General features: G+C 64.1%; 20 protein-coding genes. 10 read left to right on the top strand and 10 right to left on the bottom strand.

All coding sequences use genetic code 11. From position 1 onward, the window contains the following. Window positions 1-47: 47 nt before the first annotated feature. Together FJ977_RS30135 and FJ977_RS30140 are read right to left on the bottom strand one after the other, a co-directional pair. A complete protein-coding gene (locus FJ977_RS30135) occupies window positions 48-245 on the bottom strand; it encodes a hypothetical protein (RefSeq protein ID WP_015317249.1) in 198 nt (65 codons plus the stop codon). A gap of 260 nt (window positions 246-505) precedes the next feature. Beyond that, window positions 506-985, bottom strand: coding sequence for a thioesterase family protein (locus FJ977_RS30140; RefSeq protein ID WP_140775837.1), 480 nt, complete (start codon window positions 983-985; stop codon window positions 506-508). A 185-nt stretch (window positions 986-1,170) separates the two neighbouring features. On the opposite strand from FJ977_RS30140, the gene FJ977_RS30145 reads away from it, so the two are divergent. Continuing rightward, window positions 1,171-2,586, top strand: coding sequence for an FAD-linked oxidase C-terminal domain-containing protein (locus tag FJ977_RS30145; RefSeq protein WP_140775838.1), 1,416 nt, complete (start codon window positions 1,171-1,173; stop codon window positions 2,584-2,586). Window positions 2,587-2,652: 66 nt separating this feature from the next. On the opposite strand, the gene FJ977_RS30150 is transcribed toward FJ977_RS30145, so the two are convergent. Next, window positions 2,653-3,162, bottom strand: a complete 510-nt coding sequence (locus FJ977_RS30150; RefSeq protein ID WP_140775839.1) for a DinB family protein — start codon at window positions 3,160-3,162, stop codon at window positions 2,653-2,655. Between the two features lie 78 nt (window positions 3,163-3,240). On the opposite strand from FJ977_RS30150, the gene FJ977_RS30155 reads away from it, so the two are divergent. Further along, a complete protein-coding gene (locus tag FJ977_RS30155; RefSeq protein ID WP_140775840.1) occupies window positions 3,241-3,870 on the top strand; it encodes a TetR/AcrR family transcriptional regulator in 630 nt (209 codons plus the stop codon). 116 nt (window positions 3,871-3,986) lie between these two features. After that, the gene (locus FJ977_RS30160) at window positions 3,987-4,508 is read left to right on the top strand and encodes a hypothetical protein (protein WP_140775841.1); all 522 of its coding nucleotides are present in this window, start codon (window positions 3,987-3,989) and stop codon (window positions 4,506-4,508) included. A 33-nt stretch (window positions 4,509-4,541) separates the two neighbouring features. Here the strand turns inward: FJ977_RS30160 and FJ977_RS30165 are convergent, their stop codons facing one another. Further along, window positions 4,542-5,528, bottom strand: a complete 987-nt coding sequence (locus FJ977_RS30165; protein ID WP_140775842.1) for a Dyp-type peroxidase — start codon at window positions 5,526-5,528, stop codon at window positions 4,542-4,544. A 131-nt stretch (window positions 5,529-5,659) separates the two neighbouring features. Between FJ977_RS30165 and FJ977_RS30170 the strand changes: the two genes are divergently transcribed. After that, window positions 5,660-9,619: an AsmA family protein gene (locus FJ977_RS30170; RefSeq protein WP_140775843.1), complete on the top strand. Its 3,960-nt coding sequence runs from the start codon at window positions 5,660-5,662 to the stop codon at window positions 9,617-9,619. Window positions 9,620-9,641: 22 nt separating this feature from the next. Here FJ977_RS30170 and FJ977_RS30175 read toward each other — a convergent pair whose 3' ends face one another. Next, the gene (locus tag FJ977_RS30175) at window positions 9,642-10,088 is read right to left on the bottom strand and encodes a helix-turn-helix domain-containing protein (protein ID WP_181180115.1); all 447 of its coding nucleotides are present in this window, start codon (window positions 10,086-10,088) and stop codon (window positions 9,642-9,644) included. A 141-nt stretch (window positions 10,089-10,229) separates the two neighbouring features. Here FJ977_RS30175 and FJ977_RS30180 point away from each other — a divergent pair, with 141 nt between their 5' ends. Then, window positions 10,230-12,032, top strand: a complete 1,803-nt coding sequence (locus tag FJ977_RS30180; protein WP_140775845.1) for a chloride channel protein — start codon at window positions 10,230-10,232, stop codon at window positions 12,030-12,032. Window position 12,033: 1 nt separating this feature from the next. On the opposite strand, the gene FJ977_RS30185 is transcribed toward FJ977_RS30180, so the two are convergent. The 4 genes from FJ977_RS30185 to FJ977_RS30200 all read right to left on the bottom strand — a co-directional run bounded on the left by FJ977_RS30185 (window position 12,034) and on the right by FJ977_RS30200 (window position 13,853). Further along, window positions 12,034-12,258, bottom strand: a complete 225-nt coding sequence (locus FJ977_RS30185) for a ribbon-helix-helix domain-containing protein (protein ID WP_140775846.1) — start codon at window positions 12,256-12,258, stop codon at window positions 12,034-12,036. A gap of 10 nt (window positions 12,259-12,268) precedes the next feature. Beyond that, window positions 12,269-12,463: a DUF4169 family protein gene (locus FJ977_RS30190; RefSeq protein ID WP_140775847.1), complete on the bottom strand. Its 195-nt coding sequence runs from the start codon at window positions 12,461-12,463 to the stop codon at window positions 12,269-12,271. Between the two features lie 17 nt (window positions 12,464-12,480). Next, window positions 12,481-13,017, bottom strand: coding sequence for an SspB family protein (locus FJ977_RS30195; protein WP_056573125.1), 537 nt, complete (start codon window positions 13,015-13,017; stop codon window positions 12,481-12,483). Between the two features lie 146 nt (window positions 13,018-13,163). After that, window positions 13,164-13,853, bottom strand: coding sequence for a TetR/AcrR family transcriptional regulator (locus tag FJ977_RS30200; RefSeq protein WP_140775848.1), 690 nt, complete (start codon window positions 13,851-13,853; stop codon window positions 13,164-13,166). A 167-nt stretch (window positions 13,854-14,020) separates the two neighbouring features. Between FJ977_RS30200 and FJ977_RS30205 the strand changes: the two genes are divergently transcribed. The 5 genes from FJ977_RS30205 to FJ977_RS30225 all read left to right on the top strand — a co-directional run bounded on the left by FJ977_RS30205 (window position 14,021) and on the right by FJ977_RS30225 (window position 17,377). Further along, window positions 14,021-15,226, top strand: a complete 1,206-nt coding sequence (locus FJ977_RS30205) for a multidrug effflux MFS transporter (RefSeq protein ID WP_140775849.1) — start codon at window positions 14,021-14,023, stop codon at window positions 15,224-15,226. Between the two features lie 230 nt (window positions 15,227-15,456). Then, window positions 15,457-15,783, top strand: coding sequence for a PadR family transcriptional regulator (locus FJ977_RS30210; RefSeq protein WP_140775850.1), 327 nt, complete (start codon window positions 15,457-15,459; stop codon window positions 15,781-15,783). Further along, a complete protein-coding gene (locus tag FJ977_RS30215; protein ID WP_140775851.1) occupies window positions 15,780-16,346 on the top strand; it encodes a DUF1700 domain-containing protein in 567 nt (188 codons plus the stop codon). Before FJ977_RS30210 ends, FJ977_RS30215 begins: the two co-directional genes overlap by 4 nt. Before the next feature lie 43 nt (window positions 16,347-16,389). Beyond that, window positions 16,390-17,097 (top strand): DUF2807 domain-containing protein, encoded by a 708-nt coding sequence (locus FJ977_RS30220; protein WP_181180116.1) that lies wholly within the window; start codon window positions 16,390-16,392, stop codon window positions 17,095-17,097. Between the two features lie 43 nt (window positions 17,098-17,140). Continuing rightward, a complete protein-coding gene (locus FJ977_RS30225; RefSeq protein ID WP_140775853.1) occupies window positions 17,141-17,377 on the top strand; it encodes a hypothetical protein in 237 nt (78 codons plus the stop codon). A 40-nt stretch (window positions 17,378-17,417) separates the two neighbouring features. Here the strand turns inward: FJ977_RS30225 and FJ977_RS30230 are convergent, their stop codons facing one another. Further along, window positions 17,418-17,969 carry an AAA family ATPase gene (locus FJ977_RS30230; RefSeq protein ID WP_140775854.1) on the bottom strand — a complete coding sequence of 184 codons (552 nt, stop codon included), beginning with the start codon at window positions 17,967-17,969 and terminating at the stop codon, window positions 17,418-17,420. Between the last annotated feature and the right edge of the window lie 5 nt (window positions 17,970-17,974).

A 17,974-nucleotide genomic window follows, 5' to 3' on the forward strand; every position in this document is an offset into this window, starting at 1 on the left:
TACGACAAAATTGGTTGGCCGGTTTTTCTCAGGCCGACGCGCCGACGCTAGGCGTGGCCGCGCTTCAGGCGGGCGCGCTTCAAAATGCTGCGCCAGCGGATCATGTCGAACGGGATCGGCTCGTTGTTGTTGGCTATATGGAAGATCTCGTTGTCGACATTCTTGAGCGAACGCCAGAAATCATAGTCCGATATGCGCGGATCAGCGGCCAGCCTGTCCACCTCGACCTTGATGTCGGTTTTCATGCACGTCCCTCGAACCGGCTTCGCCCCGCCGCTCGTAAACAACTCTATGCGGATGGTTTTCGACCGCTCCGCTGAGTCGTTCAACGGCTCAATTGGCTTGTTCCCGTTAAAACCTCGGTAAGGTTAACGCCGGTCCAAACCCGCTTCAAGCACCGCTGCCGTTGGATATCGGGGGCTCCGCGATTTTGAGTTCAGGGTGTGGCTTTGAAGTCAGACCCAATGCCCCGCCGTGCCGAATCTGGATGGATGTCGGCTTCGCCCTACTTGTGTTTGATGCCGATCGCGCGGCCGGCGCGCTCCGGCATGGGCAGCACCGAATGGGCGGCGCGCATGGCTTCGATCTTGGCCAGAACATCGGCGGGGAAGGGCGCGACCTTCGGCCCCGCCATGTCTACATGCAGCGACAGCGTCTCGGACGTGGCGGCGAGCCAGCCATCGACATGGCGGATTTCCTGGTAGGACCTGATCCGCTTCGCGTCATGGTCGATTAGCTGGAAGGAGACAGTGACCTTGTGGTCGAGATGCAGCTCCTGGACGTAGCAGACATGGACTTCGGCGGTGTAGATGGTGAGGCGCCGTTGCTTCACATAGTCCAGTCCCACGCCCATCGCCTCAAAGGCCTCATCCGAGCAGCGGTCGAACAGGACGTTATAATAGGCCATGTTGAGATGGCCGTTGTAATCGATCCAGTCCTTCTGGATGTCCATGGGCCTGGAGACGAAGGGGGCGGGGATGGACATCGAAACTTCCTTGTTCTGGTGCTGGACAGAGCGTGGCTGCGGAGACTTTTTTGTTCTGACGCCATCCCCAGGGAAAGCGCCATGCGGTTTTCCCGGGAAAAGCGCTTCACACTTTTCCTGGAATTGCTTTAGGCATCCATAGCTGCAAAACAAGCGTGGGCGCTGGTCCATTCGCGGAGGAATTCATGGCTCTGAGCGACCTCAATCCGGTCGAACGCAACGAGGAAGGGATCGCTGCGGTCCTCGGCATCCTCAAGCAACAGTTGGGCGAGCGCTTCCAGACCGGCCAGGCCATCCGCTCGCAACACGCGCACACCACCACCTATATCCCGACGCAGGCGCCCGATGGTGTCGCTTTCCCGGAGACGACGGCCGAGGTGCAGGAGATCGTGCGTGTCTGCGCGGCGCACCGTGTGCCGGTCATCGCCTTCGGTGTCGGCTCCTCGCTGGAAGGCCACACCAACGCGCCGGGCGGCGGCATCTCGGTCGACACCTCGCGCATGAACCGCATCCTTGCGGTCAACCCGCAGGATCTCGACTGCACGGTCGAGCCCGGCGTGACACGCGAGGATCTGAACCGGCATCTGCGCGACACCGGCCTGTTCTTTCCGATCGATCCGGGCGCCAATGCCTCGCTGGGCGGCATGGCGGCAACGCGGGCTTCCGGCACCAATGCGGTACGCTACGGCACGATGCGCGAGAACGTGCTGTCGCTGACGGCCGTCATGGCCGATGGCGAGACGGTGACGACCGGCAAGCGAGCTAAAAAGAGCTCGGCCGGCTACGATTTGACCAGGCTTCTGGTCGGTTCGGAAGGCACACTCGGCATCATCACGTCACTGACGCTGAAGCTGCAAGGCATTCCGCAGGCGATCTCGGGCGGTGTCTGTCCGTTCCCGAGTGTCGAGGCGGCCTGCAACGCCGTCATCGCGACGATCCAGATGGGTATTCCGGTGGCGCGCATCGAACTGGTCAACGGGTTGCAGATGCGGGCGATGAAGAATTATTCCAAGCTCGACTATCCCGAGAGCCCGTGCCTGTTCGTGGAGTTCCACGGCAGCGACGCCAGCGTTGCCGAACAAGCCGAGACTTTCGGCATGATCGCCGAGGAAAACGGCGGCGGCCCGTTCCTGTGGACCAGCGTCGCAGAAGAGCGAACCAAGCTGTGGAAGGCCAGGCACGATGCCTACTGGGCGTCGCTGACGCTGCGGCCGGGCGCCAAGGGCCTTTCGACCGATGTCTGCGTACCGATCTCGCGCTTTGCCGAATGCGTCACCGAAACCGAGGCCGACATCGCCGAAATGGGCTTGATCGCGCCGATCGTCGGCCATGCCGGCGACGGTAATTTTCATACGCTGGTGCTGATGGATGTGAACGATCCGAAGGAGATCGCGCTCTGCGAAGAATTCGTCGCGCGGCTCAACATGCGGGCTATCGCCATGGATGGCACCTGCACCGGCGAGCACGGCATCGGCCAGGGCAAGATCGGCTTCCTGCGCCGCGAACTCGGCCACGGCGTCGACATCATGCGCACCATCAAGCAGGCGCTGGACCCGCAAAACATCATGAATCCGGGCAAGATCCTGCCTGACGTGGGGTAGGGACCATCCCGCCGCAGCCAGGAGCCGGCGCGAGGCCGGTATTCTCATGTCCAGCGGTGGCCCAGATCATATCGACGAACGACGTGCCGGCTCGGCCCGGTGGAGATAGCCGGTGAATGTGTCGGGAGACGTGGGCTTCGACAATTGGGTGACGATGCGGCCGACGTCGCCGCGATGATAGCCGCCATGGGTGATGACGTGCGCCAGCATCTCCTCGCGTGACATCTGCCCCGAGGCGCCGTCCGTGAAGGCAAACCGGATCGTCTCCGCCAGCGCTCCCGGTTCAACCTCTTCGACATAGCGGAGATACCACCGGTCCGTTTCGACGATTGCCTTGGACAGTTCGGCAAGGGTCGGCGTGTTGTTCGTGCCGGTGTCCCGGTAGGCGTGCTTCTTCTTCTCGACGTTCGAGGCAAATATCCGATCGACGACATGCGCGTGATTGATGGTTTCAAGGATCTCGCCGAGCTGCTGGTCGGGTAGCTCACTCTCGATCTCGGCCAGCAAAGCGAGCAATTCGTCGTCGGCCCAGCATTTGTAACGGAACAGGGATAGAAGCAGTGTCTTGCTGCTCATGATGGTCTCTCATTGGCTTGCGTTGCGGGCTTGGATAAATGTGAGCTGACAATCGCATTTTGGTGAAGACGCCCTGACATGGCTACTCGCGTTCCGGCAGAGCAGGCAAACGTGCGCAAAGCGCCACGACAGCAGCGTTCGCGCGCGACCGTGGACACGATTGTGGAGGCTGCGGCTCGCGTTCTGGCGTGGCGCGGCTGGGCGGATTTCACCACCAACGAAACCGCCTCCGTGGGCGGTGTCAGCGTCGGTTCGATCTATCAATATTTTCCCAACAAGCTGGCGCTGGCGGAAGAGATCCGCAAACGCCATCTCGACGCAGTGCTCGCCGCGATTTCCGGTTCGGAGGAGCGCGATGGAGCGATGACGCTCGAGCAGTGTGCAGCAAAACTGATCGACGGTGTCGTCGCCGCCCATAATGTCGATCAGGACCTGCATCGTGTCCTGCTCGACGAGGTGCCGCTTGCCGCGCGCTCGACGCAGGATGAGTTCGAGGCGGAGTATCTGCGCCGCTACCAGCGCGTAATCGCATTGGCCCCGGGCAAGTCCGACCCCGAGCGGGACGAGATTGCCGGGCGTGTGCTGTCGGGCGCCGTCGAAGGGGTCGTGCATACTGCGGCGCGACATGGCGAACTCGATTCACCAGCGCTGCGGGCCGAACTCATCGAACTGGTCTGCGCGTATCTGCGCGGCCGATCCGCTAGCTGATCGGAGTGGCATCGGCTGCCCGACAAAAGGCTCGTCTTGACCGCGCCACCATTCGGACCGAACCTCCAGAGGCGGCGGGCCTGAAAGAGCAGGCACGCCAGCTGAGGAGGACTGTGATGGCCATTTCACGCAAGGAAGAAGCGCGCGCGCTGAGCGCCGATGAAAAGGAACTGGTGGAAAAGTCGCACCATCCGGCGGTGCAGGAGCTTTCCGACGCCGACCTTTCCGGTCTGGTCAAGCTGCTGCGGGAGCGGCGCGACAAGGCGCAGACCGAAGCGCACCGCCGCCGGCGTGAGATCCGCGGCAAGGGTGCGCCGAAAGGCGCTACGCCTTCAAAGGCCGATGGTGGCTCGCAGGTGAAGCTGGCGGTGCTGGCCATGGCCATGCGGCGGCTGAATGGCGAGGCCGAACGGCGGCGCCAACTGGCGGCCCGCGTTTCCCTGGTCGGGAACGCACGCAAGGCCTTGGCCCTGAAGCAAGGTGCGCCATCGGACGGTCCGTCTCACAATTCACGGACGGCTCACAAGGGCATGCGCTCCGTGGCCAATAAGCGGGCGCCGAATCTGGTCCGGCCGGCGGAACTCGGCCGGCAGCGCAAGGCAGGCAAGGTGGCACAAGCCAAGCGCGACGCACGCTGAGGTTTTGCGGACAATAGCTGTCGGCCCGCCGCTTTACCGTGCGGCGGGAAGCTGCTTCTGCGCGTTCTGGACGAGCGTTTGCAGCAGGGGACGGGTCGGCGCGAAGAATGTCGTGCCGGTCTGCGGTGTCGAGACGTCGAGCAGCCGGTCGTAAGCCCCCGGCGGGTCGCCGACATACATGCGCTGCAGCATTTTCTCGGTGACCCAGAGGTACCTGCTGTAGCCGATGAAGTAGGTGCCGAACTCGTTCTGCCCGGGCCTGCCGAACGGCATGTTGTCGCGCAATATGTCGTACTCGTTGCCGTCGGCATCCTCGATCGTGGCCAGCGACTTGTGCGATTTGCGCGGCGCGTCGTCATCATCGATCTCGATGTTGTCGATCTTGGTTCGGCCGATGATCGCCTCCTGCTCGGGCGTCGGAATGCGCGCCCAGGCCTGCATATCGTGCAGATATTTCTGGACGACGACATAGCTGCCGCCGGCAAAGTCACCATCTTCGTCGCCCACGAGCGCCGAGGCGGGCAGGTCGAGGCCGGTCGGGTTGGCGGTGCCGTCGACGAAGCCGAGCAGGTCACGGGCATCGAAGTAGCGAAAGCCCGTCACCTCGTCCACGACGGTCACATCGGGACCAAGCCTGTCGAGCAGGATACGCTCGAACTCGAAGCACATGTCTGGCCGTTCGGACCGGATGTGAAAGAGGAGGTCGCCCGGTGTCGAGGGCGCCGAATGGACCGCTCCCTTGATCGGCGCGAACGGCTTCAGTTCCAGCGGCCGCCGGCCGGGGCTGAGACGGTCCCAGAGATCGCGGCCGATGCCGGCAATGCACGACAGATGGCCGCCGAGGTCGCGGAACCCGACGGTCTTGACCAGATCGTCAAGCTCGCCGAGCACGGAACAAACCTTGGCCAGGGCCGGCTGCTCCGCGGCGACCGTGACGACGAGGAAAATCGCCGATTGAGAAAGCGGAGCATCGACGCTCTGCGCATCGATCGGCACACGGTCCCAGTTCTTGCTCGACATCCGAAATCTCCGCTTGTCCCGGATTTGTTTCAGATCGTCCGGGATGACGCAATACTGGATGAATTGCCTCTTTATCGACACGCGGATGCGGGTAGAGTGCGGCAGAATTTCAATCAACCTGTTCGGAGCTGATGCTCGCACGCCTGTTCGTGATCTTCGGTGGCTTGTTTGTGCTGGTGCTGTGCGCGGCGCTGGTGGGACCGTATTTTGTCGACTGGACCGGCTACCGCGCCCAGTTCGAGCGTGAGGCAAGCGCGATCCTCGGCCGCAAGGTGACGGTGCAGGGCGACGCCACGGCCAGGCTTTTACCATTCCCCTCGGTGACCTTCTCCAACGTCGCCGTCGCCGGTGGCCCCAACGGCCAGCCGGCCATGACCGTCGAGACGTTTTCGATGGATGCGGAACTGGCGCCCTTCCTGCGCGGCGAGGTGCTGATCTTCGACATGCGGCTGGTGCACCCGAAGGCGACCATCGATATTGCCAATGACGGCACGGTCGACTGGGCGATACGGCCGTCGTCGCCCTTCGATCTCAACCAGATCTCGATCGAGAAGCTGACGGTGACGGAGGGGCAGATCGAACTGCGCCATGCCGCGGGCGGACGCAGCCATGTCTTTTCCGAAATCAACTCGACCATCTCGGCCAAGTCGCTGGCCGGCCCATGGCGCATGGACGGCACGTTGCGGCTCGACGGGTTGCGCACCACTGTCGCGGCGTCGACCGGCAAGGCCGAAGGCAATGGCCAGATGCGGCTGCGGCTGAAGGCGGATCCCGATGCCTATCCGCTGGTCATCGAGACCGACGGCAATGCCGGCATCGTCAACGGCGCCGCCGTCTATTCCGGCCAGTTCAAGATTTCCGGTGCCGACAAGAACAGCGCCCAACTGCGCGGCAACGATGGCGAGACGGTGAAGGTCAGCGCCGGCAAGCCCGATCCGGGCTTCCGGCTGAACGGCAAGTTCTCGCTCGACCATCAGAAGCTCGGCGTCGACGAGTTCCGCTTCGAGACCGGACCGCTGGACAATCCCTATACAGCCGACGGCAAGGCCTCGGTCGATCTCGGCCAGAAGCCGAGCTTCGCCATCGAGGCCAATGGCGCGCAGGTGCAGTTCGACGAGGCGGTCGGCGCCCAAGCCGGCACCGGCCTGACACTCGACCAGCGCATTGCCGGGCTGGAGCAGGCGCTGCTCGGGCTGCCGAAGCCGACCATACCCGGCACCGTGGAAGTGAAGCTGCCGGCGGTGGTGGCCGGCGATACCACGGTACGTGATGTCCATCTTTCCGCCGAGCCGGTCGAAGGAGGCTGGTCGGTGAAGTCGCTCGCCGCGACCTTGCCCGGTCGCACGACGCTGGAAGCCAATGGCATGCTGAGGGTCGACGACCATTTCGGCTTCACCGGCTCGCTGCTGCTGGCCGTCGCCCAGCCGTCCGGTTTTGCCGCCTGGCTGTCGAAGGATGTCGACGAGGCGATCCGCCGTCTGCCCGCTGCCGGCTTCAAGGCCAAGGTCGATCTCTCCGAGAAGCGCCAGGCCTTCAGCGACCTCGAACTGATCCTGGGCAAGGCGAAGTTTTCCGGACGCATCGATTCCAGCCAGCCCGACGAAGCCAGGCCGTCGGTGCTGATGCGGCTTGAAGGCGGCGAGCTTGACGTCGATGGGCTGGCGGCCTTCGCCTCGATCTTCGTCAGCGACAAGGGGGCCAACCGCTTTGCCGACCGCGATCTCGATTTCCAGATCAAGGCCGGGCCGGTCAGTGCCGGCGGGTTGACCGCCGACACGGTCGACACCGCGCTCAGGCTGCGCGATGGGCTGCTCGAAGTCGACCGGCTGTCGGTCGGCGGGCTGGCGGGCGCCTCGATCAGCGCCACGGGCCGGATCAAGGATTTCCCGGCGAGCCCCACCGGCAAGCTCGACGCTTCCGTCGTCGCTGTCGACCTCAAGCCGCTGATCGACGTTGCCGCGCAGCATTATCCCGACAATGCGGTGCTGAAGGGGCTGGCAAGCCGTGCCGCCGCCTATCCGGACCTGTTCCAGGATGCGCGTGTCGACCTTGTGGCGAGTGCCGCCGACAATGGCGACGGCACGACGGGATTGGCTGTAAGCGGGCAGGGTAACGCCGGAGGCTCGGCCTTTTCGGCTTCGCTGTCGGGGAAGGGGACGCTGGACAGACTGCTTGACGCGCCGGTGACGCTGACCTTCAACGCCAAGAATCCGGACGCCACCGCACTGCTGGCGCTTTACGGCCTGCCGGCGCTGCCGCTTGGCATGCTGGGCGAGGCACACACGGACCTCCAGGCCAAAGGCACGCTTGGCGGCGGCCTGGCGACGACTTTCAGCCTTGTCGGCAATGACTTCAAGGCCGGCTTCGAAGGGACGATCGCCGATACGCCGCAAGGGCCAACCGCCAAAGGCAAAATCGACCTCGATGCCGCCGACATCGAACCCTGGCTGATGACGACAGGCATTGGCCTGCCGGGCATGGGAGCGGGCATGTCGACGTCGCTCTCGGCCCAAGGCGACTACGGCAACGGGCTGCTGGTGCTGGACAGCGTCAGCGGCGCCATCAATGAGGCGGCGGTCTCAGGCGACATCAATATCGACACCAAGGACGGCATTCCGCATCTGGCCGGCGCGCTGGCGCTCGATGAGCTCGATCTCGATCCGATGGCCGTGGCGCTGTTCGGCGATTCCGCTTTCCTTGTTGACAAGAAAAGCGGGGCCGACAAGAGCGCGAGCGACGAGGGGGGCGTTTGGCCGTCCTCGCCCTTCAGCCAGAAATCCAGCCTGCCGTTCACCGCCGACCTCGACCTGACGACATCAGCTCTTGCCGCCGGACCGTTCGCCACCGCCTATGACGCCGCCTTTTCGCTCAAGCTCGACAAGGAAGGCATCCGGGTTTCGGACCTCAAGGCGAAACTTCTTGGCGGTGCGTTGACCGGCCTGTTCGAGCTGAAGAACAATGAAGGCACCGGGCTCTTCACCGGCCAGATGAAACTGGCGGGTGCCGACCTGGCGAACGTGTTGCCGGATACAGGCATTGGCGGCATCGGCGATTTCTCGACGACGCTATCGACCAGCGGCAAGTCGGTCGATGCGATGATCGCGGCCCTGTCCGGCTCCGGTACGGCGACGCTGAGGAGCTTGCAGGTCGCCGGCGTCAATCCCGATGCGTTCAGCGCCTTCCTGGCCAAGGCGGACACGATCGGGCGCGACATCGACGTGGCCAAGACCGCCGACTTCGCGCCCGGGATCGCGGCTGATGGCAGTTTCGCCGCCAAGGATGCCGACATCGCCTTCACCATTGCCGGCGGCACGCTGCGGGCGCCGCCGATCAGCCTTGAAAACCCGGCGGCGACCCTGTCCGCCGACATCACGGCGGATCTCAACACCAGCACGGTCTCCGCCAAGGGCGCGATCACCTATCGGCCCGGCGACGAGGCGCTGGTGGGTTCGGAGCCGGTCGTCAATTTCACCGCCGAAGGGCCTTTCGGCGCCGTCACGCGGCAGTTCGACAGCGAGCCGCTGGCGCAGTTCCTGACCCAGCGCGCGCTGGAAAGAGAGCAGCAGCGCGTCGAGGCCATGCAGGCGGCGCTGCTCGAAAAGCAGAGGCTGCGGCGCGAGGTGCGCTATTACGCGGCACTACAGGACGCGCGCGACAAGGCGGCGGAAGAATTGCGCCAGCAGGAGGAAGCGGCGCGGCTGAAAGCCGAGGCGGACGCCAAGGCGAAAGCGGAGGCTGACGCCCAGGCCCAGGCTGAAGCGGACGCGAAGGCGAAGGCCGACGAAGAGGCGAAAGCCCAGGCCGATGCCGACGCCAAGGCAAAGGCTGATGCCGATGCGAAAGCCGCGGCCGAGCAGCAGGCCGCCGACGAAGCCGCCAAGGCGCAAGCCGAGCAGGAGCGGCAGAAGGCGGAAGAAGCGCTGCGCATCGCTTCGCAGGAAAAGGCCAGGCTCGAGGCCGAACGCAAGGCCGCGGAACAGGCACCCAAGGTCGACCGTGCGCCGCTGCCGGAGGCCAACGACAATCCACCGCCGGCCAAGCCGAAGTCCAATCCGTTCACGATCGACAATCTGCTGAAGTCGTTGCAGTAGGGCCGCGCAAGACGCCTGCGCGTCACTCGCGGCCCTGGTCGAGCAGGCGCCGCAGCATGGGCTCGATGCGAGAAAGCTCGTCGAGATGCGCCGCCGACAGTTCGGCCAGGCAATCGTCGGCGCGCTCGGTCAGCCGCAGCAGCACACGGCGGTGGTCATCCTTGTCCTGATCCCGTGCGACCAGGCCCGCCTCGCTGAGGCGATTGACCAGTTCGACCGCGCTGTGATGGCGGATGCGCAGGCGCTCCGCCAGGTCGCCGACCGTCACCGGTCCGCCGCCCGGAAATCCCTTGATCGCCAGCAGGGCCTGGTGCTGGCGCGGCGTCAGGCCGGCGTCTTCCGCCTGCAACTGGCTGAATTCGAGGAAGCGGCGGATCAGGTAGCGGAATTCGGACAGCCGCTGGTAGTCGGCCTGTTTGATGGCGGGGCGAGGTTTCTTCGGCTGCGTCATTCCTGACATTTGTTCCATTCCGGCAAAAGGCTCAAACGGTTTTGATGCAAACCGGCTTGAATTTATATCGTGTTACGATACATAGCGAGCCGACAAAGCCGGCTGGCGTCTTCGCCAGTGCCGCATATCCGAGATCCGGCCGCCGCCAGAAAGCCAGCCATGAAGCCCCATCATTCCGAAAACGGTCACTTGCGCGATTTCACCACCGACGCGCGGGTCTTGACGATTGCCACCATAGCCGTGGTGGTCGCCACGGCGGGGCTGTTTGCCGGCATCGTGCTTTTGAAACTGATCCGGCTCGCCACCAACATCGCCTACTTCGGCCAGTTCACGCTCGACGACCTGAAATTGCAAGACACGCCGCTCGGTTACGCCGCGGTGGTGGTGCCGGTGATAGGTGCACTGATCATCGGCCTGATGGCGCGCTATGGCAGCGAGAAGATCCGCGGCCACGGCATTCCAGAGGCCATCGAGGCGATCCTGCTCGGGCGCTCGAAGCTCGATGCCAAGGTTGCGATCCTGAAGCCGCTGTCGTCGGCGATTTCGATCGGCTCCGGCGGACCGTTCGGCGCCGAGGGCCCGATCATCATGACTGGCGGCGCGATCGGCTCGCTGATCGCGCAGATGCTGCCGGTCACCGACAATGAGCGCAAGACGCTGCTGGTGGCGGGGGCGGCGGCGGGCATGACCACGGTGTTCGGCACGCCGATAGCCGCAATCATGCTGGCGGTGGAACTGCTTCTGTTCGAATGGACGCCACGCAGCTTCATTCCGGTGGCGGTGGCAGCCATCGTGGCCGAGGTCGAGCGCACCGTGCTGCATTTGCCCGGGCCGATCTTTCCGTTCCAGGGCGGCATGGCGGTGTCGTTCACCGGGCTCGGCGGCTGGGTTCTGGTAGGCATCTGCGCCGGCCTGTTGTCGGGGCTGCTCACCCAGATGGTCTATGCCTGCGAGGACGCCTTCCAGAAACTGCCGATCCACTGGATGTGGTGGCCGATGATCGGCGGCCTGGTGGTCGGCATCGGCGGCTTGATCGAACCACGGGCACTCGGCGTCGGCTACGACAACATCGCCGACATGCTGGATGGCCGCACGATCGCCGCCGCGGCGCTTCTCCTGCTCGTGGTCAAGGCGATCATCTGGTCGGTGGCGCTCGGCTCGGGAACATCCGGCGGCGTGCTGGCGCCACTGCTGATCATGGGTGGCGCAATGGGCGCGGTGCTTGCCGGGATACTGCCCGCGGCGGATCCGGGCTTCTGGGCGCTGCTGGCCATGGCCGCCACGATGGGCGGTACGATGCGCGCGCCGCTGACGGCCACGTTCTTCGCCGTCGAGTTGACCGGCAACACGCATGTGCTGGTGCCGCTGATCGCGGCCTGTGCGGCGGCGCATGCCGTGACGGTGCTCCTGATGAAGCGTTCGATCCTGACCGAGAAGATCGCCAGGCGAGGGCACCACCTCGTGCGCGAATATCGTGTCGATCCATTCGCGCTGACCAGGGTGCGCGAGGTGATGACGTCGCAGGTCGAGAGCGTGCCGGCGACGATGACGCTGCATGGCGCGGCGGCGTTCCTGACCGCGCCGGAGACACGCCATCCGAGTTTTCCCGTGATCGATGAGAACGGGCAGGTGCTCGGCCTCATCGATCCGCCGGCGATCCTGCGCTGGCGCCGTGCCGGCACGCACAGGACGACGACGCTCGGCGAGCTGCTCGCCGGAAGCAAGGTGACCCTGGCTTTTCCCGACGAATATCTGGAAGGTCTGTCCGACAAGCTGTTGATGGCCAATGTGTCGCATCTGCCGGTCGTCTCGCGCGAGGACGCAAAGCTGGTTGGCTATGTCGGCTGGAAGGATCTGATGCGCGTGCGGTCGAGAAAACAGGCCGAGGAGCGTGATCGCTCGACCTTGCTTGGCTTCGGCACCAGGCGCGGGAAAAAGGCAGGCGCTGTCGAGAGCGCCTAGGCTAGGCGTTGGCTCCGCGCTTGGCCCATTGCAGCACGTGCAGCCTCAGCGCCGAGGACAGGTTGGTGTCGCGGGGCCGCGTCTCATCGACTTCGGCAACGAGAGCGGCGAGCGTCAGCTTTCTCTGCGCCGCGATGGCGACGAGATCGTCGTAGAACGGTTTTTCGAGGGAATAGCTGGTGCGATGGCCGCGAATGGTCACCGAGCGCTTTTCGACGACGCTCACGGCCGAACGCTCATTGCTCGTCCCTGCCGGACGGCTCGAGGCGATGGCCTTCGACAAATTTTTCGGCCTTGTCGGCGACCAGCCGATCGCGTTGCTTGTCCGCCTTGGAACGACCGTGCAGGGCCCGGTTCTGTTCGGCGACGCGCAGCTTCTCGTCCCGCACCCTCTGCTTGCGAGCCTGGCGGAGATTGACGATGTCGGCCATGGCGGGAGCCCGGGAGCCTATTTCTTGCGGAAGGCGTCGAGCGAAACCACTTCGGCGCCCTTGGTGCCGGCTTCAGCCGCGGCGGGCTTCTTCTCCGCCTCGGCGGCGGCTTTCTTCTCGGCCTTCGGCTTCTTCTCGGAGACGATGGTCAGCGGCTCGGGCGCGGGCGCGGCCGGTTCCTCATCGGGTTGGGCGTCGGTCTTGACGTCGAACTCGAGTTCGAAATTGACCGAGGGATCATAGAAGCCGCGCACGGCCGAGAACGGGATTTCCAGTTTCTCCGGCACGTCGGAGAAGGACAGGCCAACTTCGAAGCCGGTGTCGGTCACCTTCAGGTCCCAATACTGGAACTGGATGACGATGGTCATCTGCTCGGGATAGCGCTCGCGCAACCGCGACGACACGCGCACGCCGGGCGCGCCGGTCAGGAAGGTAATGAAGAAGTGGTGGTTGCCGGGAAGGCCGGTGCGTGCGACCTCGGCCAGGACCTTGCGCATGACGCCGCGCAACGCCTCCTGGGCCAGAATGTCGTAGCGGATGTGGTCGTCGGCCATGTGGTGGTCGGGTTCCGTTGAATCGTCCGCATAGCTGTAATCAAGCTTGAGCGCGGCGTAAACCGCATATAGATCACCGCCGCGTCGAAGCGAGGACTATTGCCAACGATTTGATCGGCGAGCCGGCTTCATGGCAACCGCAAATGTTATGCGTTGGCCAGCGTAGCGTGCTTTTTCGCGCTGGCCGCCGTGGGGCGCTTGCCGAAAGCGCGCAGGAAGGTGCGAACGCCGTTTGTCGCCGATTGCACCACCTCATCCTCGCGCGGCGTGCCGCCGAGCATGAAGGTGGTCTGCAGTTCGGCATTGACCAGGCCGAGGAACTGGCGCGCCGCGACGTCGGGATCATCGATTACGAGATGGCCGCCATAGGCGAGGCGGGCGAAGCGGGCAGCGATTGCCGGCCATGTCCTGCCCGGGCCTTGCTCGCGCCACTCGGCAAACAGTTCGGGATAGCGCTCACCTTCGGTCTGGATCAGCTTGCGCAGGAATTTTCCGTCGCGGTTGCAGATGCAGTTCTGGTTCAGGCGCACGGCAAAGCCGATCAGGTCGGCTTCGAGATCCCCTGGCTGATCGGGAAAGGTGGCTATGGTGGCGAAGATGCCGACATTGCAGCGCTCGGTGAGGTCGCGCACCACGGCCATGAAGAGCTTTTCCTTGTCGCCATGGTGGTTGTAGACGGTCTGGCGCGAGACGCCCGCCTCGGCGGCGATCAGGTCGATATTGGCGCCGGCGAAGCCTTCGCGGCAGAACACCGTCGCCGCGGTGTCGACGATCGACAGGCGCTTGGCCTCGTGGCCGCGTGGCGGGAAAGTGTCAGGAGAAACGCTCGCTCTCATGAAAATGTATATAGAGGTGATTGACGATTTAGACAAGACTGTCTAAATTTGTGGACAAGATACAAAGAGGTTTCGCTCCGAAGAAGTGTCGGAACCTCATGGGATGGACCGTCCTAGGGTTAGACGTCGCTTGGCGGCGGCAGCCAGATTCGAAAGAAGCCAATATCATGAGTCCCAAATTCCTCCGCATCGCGGTCGTGCTCGGCCTGTTGTCCGCCATCGGCCCGTTCGCGATCGACATGTATCTCCCCGCTCTGCCGTCGATCGGGGCGGATCTGCACGCCGGCACGGCCGCCGTGCAGATGAGCCTGCTGATCTTCTTTCTGTCGATGGGTTTCGGCCAGATCGTCGTCGGTCCGATCTCCGACATGGTCGGCCGCAAGCTGCCGCTCTATGGCGGCCTTGCGCTGTTCATGGTCGGCGGCATCGGCTCGGCAATGGCGCCGACCATCGAGTGGCTGATCGCCTTCCGGTTCCTGCAGGGCCTTGGCGCCAGCGCCGGCATGGCCGTGCCGCGCGCGATCGTGCGCGACCTGCACACAGGCAATGAGGCGGCCAAGCTGATGTCCTTGCTCATGCTGGTGTTTTCGGTGTCGCCCATCCTGGCGCCGCTGACCGGCAGCCAGATCATCGAGAATTTCGGCTGGCGCGCCGTGTTCTGGACGGTGACCGGCGCGGCGGCCCTTGCCACCATCCTGCTCGCGACCTCGCTCAAGGAGACGCGGCCGGCGGAAGAACGCGTCGGTTCTTCCTTCGGAACCGCACTTGCCGGCTACCGCTTCCTGATGGGGGACCGCAATTTCCTTGGCCTGGTGGCGATCGCCGGCTTCGGCATTGCGAGCTTCTTCGTCTATCTGTCGAGCTCGTCCTTCATCCTGATCGACCATTACGGGCTGTCGCCTTCGGTCTACAGCGTGTTCTTCTCGATCAATGCGGTCGCCTTCATCGGCATGTCGCAATTGACGGGAGTGCTGGCCGAGCGTTTTGGGCTGCGGCGCGTGGTGCGCGTCGCGGTGACCGGCTATGCCTCGACGATGGTGGTGCTGTTCGCCGTGATGGCGACGGGTATCGACCGGCTCGATGTGATGGCGGCACTGCTCTTCGTCGGTTACGGCTTCCTCGGCCTGGTCATCCCGACCACTTCGGTGCTGGCCATGGAAGAGCATGGCGATATCGCCGGCACGGCTTCGGCGCTGATGGGCACGCTGCACTTCGCCATCGGCGCACTCGCCATGGGCGTCGCCGGTGTGTTCTTCGACGGCACGCCGCTGCCGATGGTCGCCGGCATCACGCTGTGCGCGGTGATTTCCTTCACGCTGGCCAAGGTCACACTCGGCCGCTCGCGCGAGGCAGTCGAGGCGCCAGCGGAATAGGCACCACTTGCAAGCACATGAAAGGCCGGGTTTCCCGGCCTTTTTTATTGCGTGGCCCATGGCGGCCGGCACAAGCACGGCCATGTTCCGAGCTGCGTATCTCTCCGCAACGCCTCATGAAATCCGGGCTTCGAACGACCTTGTGATCAAATGGGTACCACGTTTAAGTGAGTATCTTGCATAAACAGGTACCTTCCAATAGAGTGTACTGGACTTGCCGGGAACGGACGATGACCGATCCAAATGACGTCCAGCTGAAAAAGGGAGCGCTCGAACTGTGCGTGCTTGCCTTGCTCGCCCGGCGGGAAAGCTACGCCTATGAGATCGCCAGCACGCTGGCCGAGCGTGTCGGCATGGGGGAAGGGACGATCTATCCGCTGATGCGGCGCATGCAGAGCGATGGGCTTGTCGCGACATGGCTCGTCGAATCGACGAGCGGCCCCTCCCGCAAATACTACCGGCTCACCGCGGTCGGCAGGGCCGCCTACGAAGCGCGCAGCAGAGAGTGGCGAAGCTTTGTCGATGCCGTCGACCTTTTCCTGGGAGAGATGGAATGAACCGCGATGCTTTCTTGGTTTCCCTGCGCAACAGCCTTGCCGGAATGCCCGCGGGCGAAATCGACGAAATCGTCGCCGACTACGGTGCCCATTTCGACGAGGCGCGGGCCTCGGGACGGAGCGAAGAGGATGTCGCCAAGGCACTCGGCGATCCGGCGCGGCTGGGGCGGGAGCTGAGGGCGGAAGCAGGGATCCGCCGCTGGGAGCATGATCGTGGCCCGGCCGGCGTTGCCGCCGCGCTGCTCGCGCTGACCGGGCTCGCCGCCTTCGACATCCTTCTGCTGCTGCCGGTTCTCATCGTCTTCTGCGTCGTTGCGCTCGGTCTCGGCATTGCGGTCCTGGCGCTGGGCGTCACCAGCATCGGACTGCTGTTGAGCGTCGTGCCGTTCTGGCATTTCGCTTCGTGGGCCACGGCGTTCGCACGCCTGCTGGCCGCTGTCGGCCTTGCCGCCGCCAGCATCGGATTGGGCTCGCTGCTGCTGCTTGGCCTCAATGTCGGGGTCAAGCTGCTGGGGGATTATGCGCGCCTGCACTACCGCCTGGTCAAACCACGCCAGCCCTGATCAACCCCGTGGCGCGCCGCCACGCAGAAATAACAGGTGCAACATGAACAAGACGCTTGCCTGGACCGCCGTGCTGTCACTCGCCGTGGCGGTGATTTGTCTGTCGCTGGCCAATTCGATCGCCGGCAACGAGTGGAGAGGCGGCCGTTGGTGGAATTTTGCCTCCAGCTGCCGCACTTCCGGGGACGGGACCAAGCCCGGATCGGTAACGCTGGCCTGGGAACCGGTCTCCAGCGAATTCCAGATTGCGCTGCCGGCAACGGTGACTTATCGGCCCGGCACGCCTTCCCAGGCTGTCGTTAGCGGCGATCCCGAAGCTGTTTCGCATGTGCGCCTGTCCGGCAATGTGCTCGACTTCGACGACGGTTTCGATTGTGATGGCCTGCCGGTCAGCGTCCAGCTTACCGGTCCAGCGGTCCCCAATTGGCGGTTGAGCGGCAGCGGCAAGCTCGAGCTTTCCGCTCTTGCCCAGGAGGCGCTCGATCTGCGCATCAGCGGCAGCGGCGATGTGCGCGCCAGCGGCAGTGTGCAGGATCTCTCCTTGCGCATCTCCGGTTCGGGTTCAGGCGATTTAGGCAAGCTCGCGGCCAAGACCGCCAGCGTCCAGATCAGCGGCAGCGGCAATGCCGATATCGCGCCGCAGGACCAGGCTGACATCCGCGTGTCGGGCAGCGGCAACGTGCAGGTCCACGGCAACCCGAAGATCAATTCGCATGTCAGCGGAAGCGGCAGGGTCGAGACCGTGCCCTGAACGGTCGTAAGGCGCTTGCGCAGCCGCGCCGGTAGTACGCCTGGTGGCCACGACGACTCATGCCGCCGGCCTGAAATTCATTCGGATTCCGGGGGATGCTGCGGGGCCGGCCAACGACGCGGCCATGTGGTCGCCGTGTGCCAGCGGCTTCGACCGCATTGCCTTCCACAAGACGTTCAATGCCGATGTGTTTGCCTTTTTTCGCCGGTATCTGGACGAAGACCAGGGGGCAAAGACGTCCGGGTCTGGCCACGAAGCAGTTGAAACGGTGGTGCAATAGGGCAATTGCCACCGATGGAAGGCCCGGACTATCCGGCCTTTCACGCCAATCCTGCCTCGGCCAGTATGAAACGCAGCCGTGTCTCGACCGGCCCCAGAGGCAGCGGAACCAATTCATAGCCCAGCTCCGTATAGACGCCGGCCAGCGCATGGTAAGTGCGCTCGGCCTCGTCTGGTGTCTGCTTGCGTTCCTCATCCTGCGCGAAAATATCAGGCCAGGGCGGAGCGATGAAGACGCGTGGATTGTAGCGGAAGCGCTTGGCGGCGGTCCTGACGTGCTCTGCCACGGGCAGGCCGCTCAGCCTGAGATAGCCAAGCGTGTCCGGCGCGCCGCGATCGAAGAAGACCGGTCCTTTCTGTTCGATTGCGTTCTGGTAGGAGCGCATCTCCCAGGACAGCATCAGTTCGGCGAACAATCCACGATCCGCCCAGGGTAGGGCGGATCCGCCAATGGTGCCCTGGTCGCGGATGATGCCGCGTCCGGCTTCGACTGAAGTGGCAAAGCCTGCCCGGCGCAAGGCTTCGATCAAAGTGGTCTTGCCGGAGCCCGGACCACCGGTCAGCACGAAGAATCGATCGGAATCGTTTTGCATTGTTT

Source organism: Mesorhizobium sp. B2-1-3A, assembly GCF_006442655.1.
Taxonomy (GTDB): Bacteria; Pseudomonadota; Alphaproteobacteria; order Rhizobiales; family Rhizobiaceae; genus Mesorhizobium.

What these genes read in the sequence shown, in the direction of transcription:
- FJ977_RS30135 (WP_015317249.1), bottom strand. Translation starts at nt 245, where the DNA reads ATGAAAACCGACATCAAGGTCGAGGTGGACAGGCTGGCCGCTGATCCG.
- FJ977_RS30140 (WP_140775837.1), bottom strand. Translation starts at nt 985, where the DNA reads ATGTCCATCCCCGCCCCCTTCGTCTCCAGGCCCATGGACATCCAGAAG.
- FJ977_RS30145 (WP_140775838.1), top strand. Translation starts at nt 1,171, where the DNA reads ATGGCTCTGAGCGACCTCAATCCGGTCGAACGCAACGAGGAAGGGATC.
- FJ977_RS30150 (WP_140775839.1), bottom strand. Translation starts at nt 3,162, where the DNA reads ATGAGCAGCAAGACACTGCTTCTATCCCTGTTCCGTTACAAATGCTGG.
- FJ977_RS30155 (WP_140775840.1), top strand. Translation starts at nt 3,241, where the DNA reads ATGGCTACTCGCGTTCCGGCAGAGCAGGCAAACGTGCGCAAAGCGCCA.
- FJ977_RS30160 (WP_140775841.1), top strand. Translation starts at nt 3,987, where the DNA reads ATGGCCATTTCACGCAAGGAAGAAGCGCGCGCGCTGAGCGCCGATGAA.
- FJ977_RS30165 (WP_140775842.1), bottom strand. Translation starts at nt 5,528, where the DNA reads ATGTCGAGCAAGAACTGGGACCGTGTGCCGATCGATGCGCAGAGCGTC.
- FJ977_RS30170 (WP_140775843.1), top strand. Translation starts at nt 5,660, where the DNA reads ATGCTCGCACGCCTGTTCGTGATCTTCGGTGGCTTGTTTGTGCTGGTG.
- FJ977_RS30175 (WP_181180115.1), bottom strand. Translation starts at nt 10,088, where the DNA reads ATGGAACAAATGTCAGGAATGACGCAGCCGAAGAAACCTCGCCCCGCC.
- FJ977_RS30180 (WP_140775845.1), top strand. Translation starts at nt 10,230, where the DNA reads ATGAAGCCCCATCATTCCGAAAACGGTCACTTGCGCGATTTCACCACC.
- FJ977_RS30190 (WP_140775847.1), bottom strand. Translation starts at nt 12,463, where the DNA reads ATGGCCGACATCGTCAATCTCCGCCAGGCTCGCAAGCAGAGGGTGCGG.
- FJ977_RS30195 (WP_056573125.1), bottom strand. Translation starts at nt 13,017, where the DNA reads ATGGCCGACGACCACATCCGCTACGACATTCTGGCCCAGGAGGCGTTG.
- FJ977_RS30200 (WP_140775848.1), bottom strand. Translation starts at nt 13,853, where the DNA reads ATGAGAGCGAGCGTTTCTCCTGACACTTTCCCGCCACGCGGCCACGAG.
- FJ977_RS30205 (WP_140775849.1), top strand. Translation starts at nt 14,021, where the DNA reads ATGAGTCCCAAATTCCTCCGCATCGCGGTCGTGCTCGGCCTGTTGTCC.
- FJ977_RS30210 (WP_140775850.1), top strand. Translation starts at nt 15,457, where the DNA reads ATGACCGATCCAAATGACGTCCAGCTGAAAAAGGGAGCGCTCGAACTG.
- FJ977_RS30215 (WP_140775851.1), top strand. Translation starts at nt 15,780, where the DNA reads ATGAACCGCGATGCTTTCTTGGTTTCCCTGCGCAACAGCCTTGCCGGA.
- FJ977_RS30220 (WP_181180116.1), top strand. Translation starts at nt 16,390, where the DNA reads ATGAACAAGACGCTTGCCTGGACCGCCGTGCTGTCACTCGCCGTGGCG.
- FJ977_RS30230 (WP_140775854.1), bottom strand. Translation starts at nt 17,969, where the DNA reads ATGCAAAACGATTCCGATCGATTCTTCGTGCTGACCGGTGGTCCGGGC.